Annotated in this window: 10 protein-coding genes; 9 read left to right on the top strand and 1 reads right to left on the bottom strand. The window is 65.8% G+C overall.

Annotated elements, in window-relative coordinates:
• Positions 1-113 precede the first annotated feature (113 nt).
• Positions 114-1085: a LysR family transcriptional regulator gene (locus AB7Z56_RS28785; protein WP_063986499.1), complete on the bottom strand. Its 972-nt coding sequence runs from the start codon at positions 1083-1085 to the stop codon at positions 114-116.
• A 173-nt stretch (positions 1086-1258) separates the two neighbouring features.
• Between AB7Z56_RS28785 and AB7Z56_RS28780 the strand changes: the two genes are divergently transcribed.
• The 9 genes from AB7Z56_RS28780 to AB7Z56_RS28740 all read left to right on the top strand — a co-directional run bounded on the left by AB7Z56_RS28780 (position 1259) and on the right by AB7Z56_RS28740 (position 12547).
• Positions 1259-1879 (top strand): UbiX family flavin prenyltransferase, encoded by a 621-nt coding sequence (locus AB7Z56_RS28780; protein WP_071915243.1) that lies wholly within the window; start codon positions 1259-1261, stop codon positions 1877-1879.
• A 25-nt stretch (positions 1880-1904) separates the two neighbouring features.
• Positions 1905-3326: a UbiD family decarboxylase gene (locus tag AB7Z56_RS28775; protein WP_063984199.1), complete on the top strand. Its 1422-nt coding sequence runs from the start codon at positions 1905-1907 to the stop codon at positions 3324-3326.
• Between the two features lie 127 nt (positions 3327-3453).
• On the top strand, positions 3454-4293 hold the full coding sequence (locus AB7Z56_RS28770; RefSeq protein WP_014496257.1) for a helix-turn-helix transcriptional regulator: 840 nt from the start codon (positions 3454-3456) through the stop codon (positions 4291-4293).
• Between the two features lie 143 nt (positions 4294-4436).
• A complete protein-coding gene (locus AB7Z56_RS28765; RefSeq protein WP_063984198.1) occupies positions 4437-7436 on the top strand; it encodes a xanthine dehydrogenase family protein molybdopterin-binding subunit in 3000 nt (999 codons plus the stop codon).
• On the top strand, positions 7433-8248 hold the full coding sequence (locus AB7Z56_RS28760) for an FAD binding domain-containing protein (RefSeq protein WP_063984197.1): 816 nt from the start codon (positions 7433-7435) through the stop codon (positions 8246-8248). The genes AB7Z56_RS28765 and AB7Z56_RS28760 overlap by 4 nt, the downstream gene beginning before the upstream one ends.
• Positions 8245-8763 (top strand): (2Fe-2S)-binding protein, encoded by a 519-nt coding sequence (locus AB7Z56_RS28755; RefSeq protein ID WP_063984196.1) that lies wholly within the window; start codon positions 8245-8247, stop codon positions 8761-8763. Before AB7Z56_RS28760 ends, AB7Z56_RS28755 begins: the two co-directional genes overlap by 4 nt.
• Positions 8756-10300: an AMP-binding protein gene (locus tag AB7Z56_RS28750; protein ID WP_063984195.1), complete on the top strand. Its 1545-nt coding sequence runs from the start codon at positions 8756-8758 to the stop codon at positions 10298-10300. The genes AB7Z56_RS28755 and AB7Z56_RS28750 overlap by 8 nt, the downstream gene beginning before the upstream one ends.
• A 36-nt stretch (positions 10301-10336) precedes the next feature.
• A complete protein-coding gene (locus tag AB7Z56_RS28745; protein ID WP_063984194.1) occupies positions 10337-11143 on the top strand; it encodes an enoyl-CoA hydratase/isomerase family protein in 807 nt (268 codons plus the stop codon).
• 72 nt (positions 11144-11215) lie between these two features.
• Entirely contained in the window at positions 11216-12547 is a 1332-nt protein-coding gene (locus AB7Z56_RS28740; protein WP_063984193.1) for an MFS transporter, read from the top strand.
• The last annotated feature ends 19 nt before the right edge of the window (positions 12548-12566 follow it).

The following is a 12566-nucleotide window of genomic DNA, read 5'->3' as shown; positions in this document are numbered from 1 at the left end:
CTGGACCGTAGTTAGCAGGCCGCTACGACCGTCATGCCTGCACGTCTCAAAACTTACCAACCCGTCTCATTTTGCAGTGGGCGCGACATCTTGTCCGAGCAGGAATTCTGCACTCAAGAGATCGCTTTCCGCCGCGTCTTGCTGCGCGCCTTGCGAGGCGATGAGGTCGTGCTGCCAATGAAAGGCTCCACAAACTCTCGCGCCACGGCGGCCGCTTGCGCAAGATCGTGGCTGATGACGTCGAGCACCGCCTTGGCCGCGACCGACACCGCTCGCCGCGGGTGATGCACCCAGGCAATCGAGCGCACGATCCGTTGCTGGTCGAAACGATGCGCCCGGATGGCGCCGCTCGCGAGCGATTGCCGGAGCGCGATGGTCGGCAGCACTGTGGCAAAGTCGGTGGTCGCGATCACGTCGCAGAGCGCGGGGAGGGTGTCGAGCTCGAGCCGCGGCCGCAGGTCGATGCCGATGGCGGCGGCGTGCTCATCCAGGATCAGCCGCAGGCCGTGGCGCTTGGACGGCAGCACGAGGTCGAAATTCGCGATGTGGTCGAACCGCAGCTTTGCCGGTGGCCTGACCGGGCTGTCCTTGCGGCAGGCGAACACCATCTCCTCGTCCATGATGTGATGCGCGGACAGCGGCGTCTTCCGGCGCGGCACGTTGATCAGCGCGAAATCGAGCTGACCGGTGTTGACCCAGTCCACGAGCGTCTCGGTATAGCCCTCGCAGGCGGACAGCGTGATCTCGGGATAACGACTGGCGACCGTCGCCGACGAACTGGCCATAGTGCTCTGCGCCACCGACGTGATGAGGCCGACCGAGACCCGCCCCGAAATGCGCCCGCCGAGCTGCGCCATCTCCTGCCGCGCATATTCGGCGTCACGCACGATCGGCGCGGTCAGCCGCACCAGCGCCTCGCCGGCGCTGGTCAGAGTCATGCCCTGGACGCTGCGGTCGAACAGTTTTTGGCCGAGTTCGGCCTCGAGCTTGGCGATCTGCATGCTCAGCGCCGGCTGCACGATGTTGAGCTGGCGCGCGGCGCGGGTGACGTTCTTTTCCTCGGCCAGGCAAAGGAAATATTGCATCTGCCTGAGTTCCACGGAGCTGTCCTTTGTTCGCTGTTGCTTGTGCGCGGCCATCATCACAGATGATGGATGATATAATCAATCATTATTTGTAGTGATGGGTGGGATTGCCTAGTCTCGTGGCGGACCGCGAGGCCTCGAGGGCCGCGCCGTCTGGGAGCGAAATCAGACATATGCAGGACGCCACACCCAAACGGATGATCATCGGCATTTCCGGCGCCTCCGGCGTCACCTATGGCGTTCGCCTGCTGCAGCTCCTGCGCAATGCCGGCGTCGAGACGCATCTGGTGATGTCGAAGACCGCTGAGCTGACCTTTGCCTACGAGACCGACCTGAAGATCGCGGAGGTGAGGGAGCTCGCCAATGTCTGCCATGCGATCGACGACATGGCCTCGGCGATCTCCAGCGGCTCGTTCCGCACCGCCGGCATGATCGTGGCGCCGTGCTCGATGCGCTCGATGTCCGAGATCGCCTCCGGCGTGACCACGACGCTTTTGACCCGCGCTGCCGACGTCGTGCTCAAGGAGCGCCGGCGACTGGTGCTGATGGTGCGCGAGACGCCGCTGCACACCGGGCATCTCAGGACGATGACGGCCCTGTCGGAGATGGGCGCGATCATCGCCCCGCCCGTGCCGGCCTTCTACGCAAAACCCGAGAACCTCGACGACATGGTCGAGCACACCGTCGGCCGTGTGCTCGACCTGTTCGACATCGATATCGGCGTTGTGCGCCGCTGGGGCGAGGACGAGGCGCTCAAGCGCCGCTCGCCGCCGCTGCGCAAGATCGCGCCCTGACCTGAAGACCTGAGGAATGACCCGTATGCCAATGGAAAATGTTGCGAGGAGAGGCGCGAACGCGCCCGCCGATCTGCGCGCCTGGCTCGCGTTTCTCGCCGAGCGCGGCAAGCTCGCGATCGCCCGCGAGGGCATTGGGCTCGCTGACGAGCTCGCCGCCGTCGCGAAGCGGCTGGAGCGCGACAGCGCGGTGCTCTTCCCGCGCCCCGATGGGCATGAAATTCCCGTCGTCGCCAATCTCTTCGCCGGACGCGACTGGGTCGCCGATTCCATCGGCGTGACCGAGGACCAGTTGCTGCCACGGTTCCTGGCTGCTGCAAACCATCCACTGCCGACGCATGAGGTCGCGAGCGGACCGGTGCAGGACGTCGTCCACGAGGACGTCGATCTGCTGCGCCAACTCCCGGTGCCCAAGCACAATGAGCGCGACAGCGGCCCCTACATCACGGCCGGCCTGCTGATCGCGCGCAACCCGAAGACCGGTGTACAGAACGTCTCGATCCACCGCTGCCAGATCTCTGGCAAGAACCGCATCGGCGTGCTGCTGCTGCCGCGGCACACCTTCTCCTACTACCGCCTCGCGGAGGAGCTGGGCCAGGCGCTGGAGATCGCGATCGTGATCGGCGCGCATCCGGCCTTGATGTTGGCCTCCCAGGCGATCGCCGCGCTTGACGATGACGAGATGGCGATTGCGGGTGCGCTGCTCGGCGCGCCCGTCGACGTCGTGAAGTGTCGCACCAATTCAGTCCGCGTGCCCGCCCACGCGGAGATCGTCATCGAGGGACGCATTCTTCAGGGCGTGCGCGAACCGGAAGGTCCGTTCGGCGAATTCCCCCAATATTATGGTCCGCGCGCCAATCGCGAGGTGATCGAGGTCGATGCGATCACGCATCGTGCGAAACCGATCTTCCATACCATCGTGGGCGGCGGTTTTGAGCACCTGATCCTCGGCGGCGTGCCGCGCGAAGCGACGCTGCTCCAGCATCTGCGGCGCAGTTTTCCGGGCGTGATCGACGTCCGCCTCACGCGCGGCGGCACCTGCCGCTACCACCTCGCGATCAAGATCGACAAGGCGAACGACGGGGAGCCCAAGAACATCATGATGTGCGCCTTCGGCGCCCATTACGACATCAAGCAGGTGATCGTGGTGGACAAGGACGTCGACATCTCCTCGTCCGAGGAAATCGAATGGGCGGTGGCGACGCGCTTCCAGGCCGACCGCGACCTCATGGTCGTCGCCGGCGCGCTCGGCTCGAAGCTCGATCCGACCACCGACAACGGCATCAGCGCCAAGATGGGTCTCGATGCGACCGCGCCGGTCAACGCGCCCGAGCTCGCTTTCAAGCGCATTCGCGTCAAGGGCGAGGAGGAGGTCGATCTCGCCACTGCCTTGCAGGCCGACCCCGGCGCTGCGGTCGCGCGGTTTCTTTCGGAGACGCGCGCATGAGCGGATTACCGCTCGGAAGCAACTTGCGTCGGTTTGCGCCGTTGGAATATGAAGCGGGTGCTGCTTATAGTGCCGCGCCAATGAAGCAATCATTTTGCAGCGCAACGCTGCCGGGAGGAAGGAACTGATGTCGACGGCCCTGCGCATCGCTCATGGCGCTTTCGGCAGGGTCGCTCTGCTCGACATGGACCGTTCGCTGGTCCGCCACGCTCATCATCACTGCCACGTCCTGCTCAAGGTCGAGGGCTCCGACACGCAGTTTCTTGTGGGCGACCAGGTCACGCCGCTGACAGACACCGCCGCCGTGCTCGTCGACGGTTGGAAGCCGCATGCCTATGTGCACGACGCCAACCGTCCGCGCACGCTGATCATGGCGCTCTATATCGAGCCGGAATGGCTGAAGGAGTTCCGTCCCGGCTGGGCGGCCAGCGGTGCGCCGGGCTTTTTCGAGCGGCCGTCGGGCGAGGTGTCGCCGCGCATCCGTCAGCTCACGCTGCATCTGGCGGCCGAAATGATGGCGAATCCGGATGCGGTGCGGACCCACGAGCAGACGCTCTCGGATCTCATGATCGCGGTGATCGAGCGCTTCACGCCCTGGCGCAGCTTCCCGACCTCGATCCGCGGCATGAGCGCGGTGAGCTGCGACTGGCGGATCCGCCGCGCGATGGACGCGATGCGCGTGCATGATTCCTATGCCAACGTCGATCAGTTCGTGAAGGGCGCAGGCCTCTCGCGCGCGCAGTTCTTCCGCCTGTTCGAGACCTCGCTCGGCGTCTCGCCAAAGCTCTATCTCAACGTCGTCCGCATGGAGCGCGCGCTCGATGCTGTCATGCGCGAGGACACACCGCTCGGCGAGCTCAGCGAGCGTTTTGGCTTTCCGGAGCCTGCGCATTTCACGCGCTTCTTCCGCGATCACGCCGGCGTCAGCCCGCGCGAGTTTCGCAATGTCTCGCGTCTTGCGGGTTGAGTCTTGCGGGCCGATATTGCGCTGCACGCTCTCGAATGAGACGATTTGGTAAGTCGTGAGAGCGGGCGGTATGGCTCCCGCACCCCCAGTCCTGACAAACGTCATCGTCGCGTCAAAGAACGCGTCGGGAGGTATGCCGGGACATGTTGCAGGCGGTCAAATCCGCAAATCCGGGAAGTGGCGATGAGCCGTGGGTCGGGCGTTCGATCGAGCGCGTCGAAGACGCCGCGCTGCTCTCTGGCCGCGGCCGCTTCATCGACGATCTCGGTGTCCAGCCCGGCACGCTGCACGCGACGATCCTGCGCTCGCCGCATGCGCATGCCGATATTCTCTCCATCGATGTTGAAGCCGCCAAGCGTCTGCCGGGCGTTGCAGCCGTTCTGACCGGCAGCGACGTCAAGGCCGTCACCACGAGCCTCGTCGTCGGCGTGAAGGCGCCGGTGGAGTGTTGGCCGATCGCGATGGACCGCGTGCGCTATGTCGGCGAACCGGTCGCTTTGGTCGTCGCAACTGACCGTGCGCGCGCCGAGGATGCGGCCGAGCTGATCAACGTCGAGTATCGCCCGCGGGCTGCTGTCGTCGATCCGCTCGGGACGCTCGTATCAGGCGCGCCGGTACTGCACGAAGGCTTTCCCGGCAATCTCGCCAGTGACCGCCATTTCCGGTACGGCGATCCTGAAAAGGCCTTCGCGGACGCGCCGCATCGCTTCTCGATCGACATACGCTATCCCCGCAATTCCTGCACGCCGATCGAGACCTACGGGGTCGTCGCCTCGCACGATGCGGGCGAGGATGCCTATGAGGTGCTCGCCAATTTCCAGGGCCCGTTCAGCATCCACACCGTGATTGCGCGCGCGTTGAAAGTGCCGGGCAACCGGCTGCGGCTGCGTACGCCGCCGGATTCCGGCGGCAGCTTTGGTGTCAAGCAGGGCGTGTTTCCCTATATCGTGCTGATCGCCGCGGCCGCGCGTGTCACGGGCCGGCCCGTCAAGTGGATCGAGGACCGGCTCGAGCATCTGACCGCGTCGGTGTCGGCGACCAACCGCGCGACGACTTTGTCGGCGGCGGTCGCAGCCGACGGAAAGATCCTCGCGCTGGACTGGGACCAGGTCGAGGATTGCGGCGCGCATCTGCGCGCGCCTGAGCCTGCCACGCTCTACCGCATGCACGGCAATCTGACCGGCGCCTACGACATCCGTCACGTCAAGATCCGCAACCGCGTCGTCGTCACCAACAAGACGCCGACCGGTCTCAACCGGGGCTTTGGCGGCCCGCAGGTCTATTTCGCACTGGAGCGCCTGGTGCAGCGGATCGCGATCGGCCTTGGCCTCGATCCGCTCGATGTCATCAAGCGCAATCTGATCGACGCCGGCGCGTTTCCCTATCGCACAGCGACTGGTGCCTTGCTCGACTCCGGCAACTACCAGGAAGCCGTCGCGCTCGCAGTCGAGCAGGGCAGGCTCGCTGCGCTCAAGGCGAAGCGGGACGAGGCGCGAGCGCAGGGGCGGCTCTACGGGATCGGCTTCACCGCGGTGGTCGAGCCCAGCGTCTCCAACATGGGCTACATCACCACCGTGCTGACGGCGGCCGAGCGCCGCAAGGCAGGTCCCAAGAACGGCGCGCAGGCAACCGCAACCGTCGGGCTCGACCCGGTCGGCAGCGTCACGGTTCACGTCGCCTCCGTGCCGCAGGGGCAGGGCCATCGCACGGTGCTGTCTCAGGTGGTTGCCGACGTCTTCGGCCTCCAGCCGAAAGACATCCGGGTCAACACCGAGATAGACACCGCCAAGGATGCCTGGTCGATTGCGTCAGGGAATTACGCCAGCCGCTTCGCCGCAGCCGTGGCCGGTACCGCGAAGATCGCAGCCGAGCGCGTTGCTGGCAGGCTCGCCCGCATCGCCGCCAGCCAGCTGAACGTCGAAGCCGCCGACATCGTGTTTGCGAAAGGCTTCGTTGCCTCCAGGCACAATCCGGAGAACCGGATCGCGTTCTCGCGCGTCGCGGCGCTCAGCCATTGGTCGCCGGGCTCGCTGCCTGATGATGCCGGCCAGACCATCCGCGAGACCGTGTTCTGGACGCCGCCGGAGCTGACGCCGCCCGACGAGGACGACCGCATCAACTCTTCGCTCTGCCACGGCTTCATCTTCGATTTCTGCGGCGTCGAGATCGATCCGACGACGCTGGAGACGCGAATCGACCGCTACGTCACCATGCACGATTGCGGCACCATCCTGCATCCCGCCATGGTCAACGGCCAGATCCGCGGTGGCTTTACGCAAGCGCTCGGCGCCGCGCTCTACGAGGAATATGCCTACGCCGAGGACGGCAGCTTTCTGACGGGAACGCTCGCCGATTATCTGCTGCCGACCACGACAGAGGTGCCGGAGCCGCAGATCATCCACATGGAGACGCCGTCGCCGTTCACGCCGCTCGGCGCAAAAGGCGTCGGTGAGGGCAATTGCATGTCCACACCCGTCTGCCTCGCCAATGCAGTCGCGGACGCGCTCGGCATTGCCGATATCACCTTGCCGCTGGTGCCGGCGCGGCTTGCAGAGCTGGTGCGCGGTGCCGAACCGCCGCCTCCCGCTGGCGGCGCGACTGCCGCGCCTGTGCGCGAAGGCGACCGGCGGCTGCGCGGTGAGGGGCAGGCCTCGGTAAAGGGGGCGCCCGAGCAGGTCTGGGCGATGCTGCTCGATCCCGCAACGCTGCAATCGGTCATTCCCGGCTGCCAGCGCGTCGACAAGATCACCGACACGCATTTCCGCGCCGACGTCACGCTCGGTATTGGCCCGGTCAGCGGGCGTTATCGCGCCGACGTCGAGCTGTTCGATCTCGATCCGCCGCGCGCGGTCACCCTGCGCGGCGGTGCCACCGGCGCGCTCGGTTTCGGCAATGCCGAGGGGCGCATCACGCTCGCGCCCGACGGCAATGGCGGAACGAAGCTGACCTACAGCTACGACGCCGCGATCGGCGGCAAGGTGGCGAGCATCGGCGGTCGCCTGCTCGACGGCGCGACGCGCGTCATCATCGGCCAGTTCTTCACTGCGCTCGCCCGCAAGGCCGGCGGTGGTGGTGCGGAGGGCGGCTTCTCGCTCTTCGCGCTGCTGGCAAAGGTGGCGAGCCTGTTCGGGGGACGCCGATGAAACCGTCCGCATTCGACTATCTCCGTGCCGAAACCCTTGGCGATGTCCTCGAAGGACTCGCGCAGCAGGGTGGCGATGCGCGCGTGCTCGCGGGCGGGCAGTCGCTGATGGCGATGCTCAACATGCGCCTCGCCAAGCCAAAACTGCTGATCGACATCATGCGCATCAGGGAGCTGCGCGAGATCGAGCGGAAGGGCGATGCCGTCACTATCGGCGCCGGCGTGCGCCAGGCTGACCTCCTGGCATGGCCTGACCTCGCCGAGGCGCTGCCGCTGGTCGCGCTGGCGCTGCCATGGGTTGGGCACATGCAGACCCGCAGCCGCGGCACCATCTGCGGCTCGCTCGCGCACGCCGATCCCAGCGCCGAGATGCCGCTGACGCTGGTTGCGCTCGGCGGCGAGGTGTTGCTGCGCAGCGCCAAGCGGCGGCGGCGCGTTGCCGCCAAGGACTTCTTCGCCGGCATGATGCTGACCGCGCGCGCCGATGACGAACTGATCGAAGGAATCTCGCTGCCCGCCGTCAAGGGATCGCGCTTCGTCTTCCGCGAGGTCGCGCGACGCCATGGCGATTTCGCCATCGTCGCCTGCGCCGCGATGAAGACACCGACGGGCGTGCGCCTCACAGTCGGCGGCGTCGCCGACGTTCCGACCGCGCGCGACTGGCCGCGGCTGGAGGGCAGCGCGCTCGACGATGCCCTCAATGACTTTGCCTACGAGCTTGGCGCCCGCGACGACGTCCACGCCACCGCGCGCTACCGCCGCGACCTCGTGCGCATGATCGGTCGCGATCTGATCGGCGAGGTGCTGCAATGACCCGTCTCAAGGCAGATCAGCGCCATGCCGTCCGTTTCGCGCTCAACGGCAAGCCGGTCGAGGGCGAGGCCGAGCCGCGCATGCTGCTGTCCGATTTCCTGCGTCACCAGTTGGGCGCGACCGGCACCCATGTCGGCTGCGAGCACGGCGTCTGCGGTGCCTGCACTGTTGTCGTCGACGGCATGCTGACGCGGTCGTGCCTCACGCTCGCCGCGCAGGTCGATGGTTGCGAGCTCAAGACTGTCGAAGGCCTCGCGCCGTCGGCGGACCGGCTCGGCGTGCTGCAGCAGGCGTTCCGCCGCAACCACGCGCTCCAGTGCGGCTTCTGCACCGCCGGCATTTTGATGTCGCTCGACCACTATCTCGCCAGGAACCCGGCGCCGACCGAGGCCGAGATCCGCGACCTCCTTAGCGGACATATCTGCCGCTGCACCGGCTACACACCGATCATCCAGGCGGCGCTCGAAGCCGCCGCCGAACTCGCTTCATCCAAAAAAGAGACGTCCGATGCTTGATCTCGCCAGCAGCTTCATGGCCAGCGCCGCGCGCGATCCTCATGCGATTGCGCTTGTCGACGGCGATCTCCGCCTGACCTACCGCCAATGGTACGGCAAGATCTCTGCGCTCGTGGCGTCATTCGACCGCCTTGGCCTCAAGCCCGGCGATCACGTCGTCACGCTGCTGCAAAACCACTGGGAAGCGGCGACGCTGCACTGGGCCTGCCAGTTCGCAGGCCTCGTGATCACGCCGATCAACTGGCGCGCCAAGGCCGACGAGCTCGATTACTGCATCGAGAACGCCGAAGCCTGCGCGATCGTCTATCAGGATATCTCTGCCGAGGCGGTGCAGGGCTCGGGGTTGGCAGGCAAGCTGCTGCGTGTTTCCGTCGATCCCGGGACGGGGGAGGCCACCAGCTTTGCCGATCTGATCAAGGACAGCGCGCCGGACGCCGAGCCGCGTGTCGGCACCGATGCCTGGTCGATCATGCTCTACACGTCAGGCACAACCTCGCGGCCGAAGGGCGTGCCGCGGCGGCATCGCGCCGAACGCGCCGCGGCGATCGCCCATGTCGCGCAAAATCTCTACGGCCGCGGCGAGCGCACGCTCGGCGTCATGCCGCTCTACCACACCATGGGCGTCCGCTCGCTGCTGGCGATGTCGCTGATCGGCGGCACTTTCATCTGCCTGCCGCGCTATGACAGCCACCAGGCCCTGGCCCTGATCGAGAAGGAGGAGATCACCAACCTCTATCTGGTGCCGACGCTCTATCACGACCTCGTTCATCACGAGGCCTTTGCCAGGACCGACGTCTCCAGCGTCCGCAAGCTCGGCTTCGCCGGTGCCTCGATGACCGACGGCCTTCTCAAGAAGCTGAACGAGGCGTTCAAGCCAGAGTTGTTCGTCAATCACTACGGCAGCTCCGAGATCTACACCTTTACGATCGACCAGAACGCCGCCGCAAAGCCCGGCTCGGCCGGCAAGGCGGGGCTGAACCAGCACGTCAAGGTCGTGCGCATCGGAGCGAAGTCGGTCGCGGAGCTTGCCGCGGTCGGCGAGGAGGGCGAGATCATCGCGACGCTGGCCGGCGACGAGGCCTTCGAGGGCTACTGGCGCCGCCCTGAAGCCGACGCCAAGTCGCTGCGCGAGGGCTGGTATTTTACGGGCGATACCGGCTTCGTTGATCCCGACGGCGACCTGTTCGTCACCGGCCGCGTCGACGACATGATCATCACCGGCGGCGAGAACGTCTCGCCGGTCGAGATCGAGAGCTGCCTGTCGCTGCATCCGGCGGTCGACGAGGTCGCAGTGGTCGGCGTCGCCGACGAGAAATGGGGCAAGGTCGTAGCCGCCTTCGTCAAGCGCAATCGCCCTGTGTCGGACGTCGAGCTGGAGCAGTTCTGCCGGACCACGGGCCTTGCCAATTTCAAGCGGCCGCGCCGCTACGTCTTCGTCGACGCCATTCCCAAATCGCCGGTCGGCAAACTGCTGCGGCGACTGCTCGTCGCCGGTGAATACGAAGCCGAGCGCCTGCCGCCATCAGACGCCGCCTGATCATCACTCATCTACAATCAACAGAAGGAAACCAACATGCCGTCAGCCTACAATTTTACCGATCCTCGACTCGCAAAACTCGACGGGTTCAAGGTCGAGATCGATGAGGCGCATGAGCGGGCCGATATCATCCTGGGCCGGCCGCCCTACAACGTCGTGGCGATGCCGCAGCGTGACCAGCTGCGCCTGACCTTCGAGACGCTGGACGAGGATCCGCGCGTCCGCGTGATCGTGGTGCGCGGCGAGGGCGAGCATTTCTCCAGCGGCGGCAATATCGGCGGCTTCATGGAGGCGAGCCCCGAGCACGTCTCCAAGCTCGCCTGGAACATCGCCGCGCCGGCGCGCTGCGCCAAGCCCGTGATCGTTGCCAACCGCGGTTATTGCTTCGGCGTCGGCTTCGAGCTGTCACTCGCCTGCGACTTCCGCATTGCCTCGGAGACCACGCAGTACGCGCTGCCGGAGCAGAAGCTCGGCCAGATCCCGGGCTCGGGCGGCTCGGCTCGCTTGCAGAAGATGGTCGGCATCACCCGCACCAAGGACATCGTGATGCGCTCCAAGCGTATCTCGGCCAAGCAGGCGTTCGACTGGGGCATCTCCACGGAGTGTGTGCCGGATGCCGAGCTGGAGAAGGCGACCGACAAGCTGGTCGACGAGCTCCGCACTTTCTCGCCGCTGGCACAGCGCACCGCCAAGAAGCTGCTCAACGACACCGAGGATTCGACGCTCGCGATCGCCATCGAGCTCGAAGGCCATTGCTACAGCCGCCTGCGGCAGTCGGAAGACTTCAAGGAAGGCGTCGAAGCCTTTAACGCCAAGCGTCCGCCGAAGTTCACCGGGCGCTGATGCGCGACAAAACTGCCGCGGGTCGCAATGACGCGAACCGCGGCTCTATCAAAACGGGGGAGGTAAAACAGCATGGCTGAGATGGATATGCCGGCCGCGGGCGCACAGGCGTCGGCGGATAACAAGCAGATGGTCAATGCGATCATCGCATCGGTGCTCGGATGGGCGCTGGATCTGTTCGATTTGTTCATTTTGCTCTACGTGGCGCCGGTCGTCGGCGCGCTGTTCTTTCCGTCGAGCAACCCAGCGCTGTCGCTGGCTGCGGTCTACGGCTCTTTCGCCGTGACGCTCCTGATGCGGCCGCTGGGCTCGGCGGTGTTCGGGCATTATGCCGACGTGCACGGCCGCAAGCAGGCCATGCTGATCGCCATCATCGGCGTCGGCATCAGCACGGCGGCGTTCGGCCTGCTGCCGACCATCGCCCAGGTCGGCGTGATCGCGCCGATCCTCTTCCTGATCCTGCGTCTGGTGCAGGGCATCTTCGTCGGCGGCGTCGTGGCCTCCACCCACACCATCGGCACCGAGTCGGTGCCGGCGCAATGGCGCGGCGCGATGTCGGGTCTGGTCGGCGGCGGTGGCGCCGGCATCGGTGCGCTGCTCGCGTCCTTCATCTTCCTGATCACGTCCTCGATCTTCCCCGGCGATGCCTTCGCGGTATGGGGCTGGCGCTTCATGTTCTTCTCGGGGTTGCTGAGCTCGCTGCTCGGCTGGTTCATCTTCCGCAACCTCGAGGAGTCGCCTTACTTCAAGGAGCTCAAGCGCCAGCAGGGTAAGAAGCAGGCGAAGGTCTCGAAGGCGCCGGTCAGGGACGTGTTCTCCGGCGAATATCGCGGCGTGCTGCTGGTCAACCTTCTCATCACCTTCGGTGGCGGCGCCGGCTACTACCTGACCTCGGGCTACCTGCCGAGCTTCCTGAAAGTCATCAATGCGGTCCCGAACCAGACCTCGTCGTTGATCCTGATGGGTGCGAGCGTGTCGGCGTTCTTCTCCGCGGTGCTGGTCGGCGCGCTGAGCGATCGTATCGGCCGCAAGAAGACGTTCCTCATCATCGGTGTCTTGGCCGCGGTGCTGCTGCCGCTGTGCTATCTCAATCTCGCGGCGACCAAGGACACGACGCAAATCACGCTCTATGCGCTCGCCATCGCTTTCATCGGCAATGCCGGCTATGCGCCGGTGCTGATCTTCCTCAACGAGCGTTTTCCGACCGCGTTGCGCGCGAGCGGAACGGGCCTGTCCTGGAACATCGGCTTCGCGCTGGGCGGCATGATGCCGACCTTCGTCTCGCTGGTGAGCGGCAGCCCTGCGGAGATCCCGATGTCGCTGGCTTATTTCGCGGTCGGCGTGTTCGTGATCTACCTGATCGGGGCGGTCGTGATCCCCGAGACCAAGGGTAACTTCCGCTGAGCCAAATCGGCGCGGCCGC

The sequence above is a fragment of the Bradyrhizobium sp. 482_C4_N1_8 genome (genome assembly GCF_052075965.1).
Taxonomy (GTDB): Bacteria; Pseudomonadota; Alphaproteobacteria; order Rhizobiales; family Xanthobacteraceae; genus Bradyrhizobium; species Bradyrhizobium barranii.
This window is presented reverse-complemented; position numbering and strand designations above follow the sequence as displayed.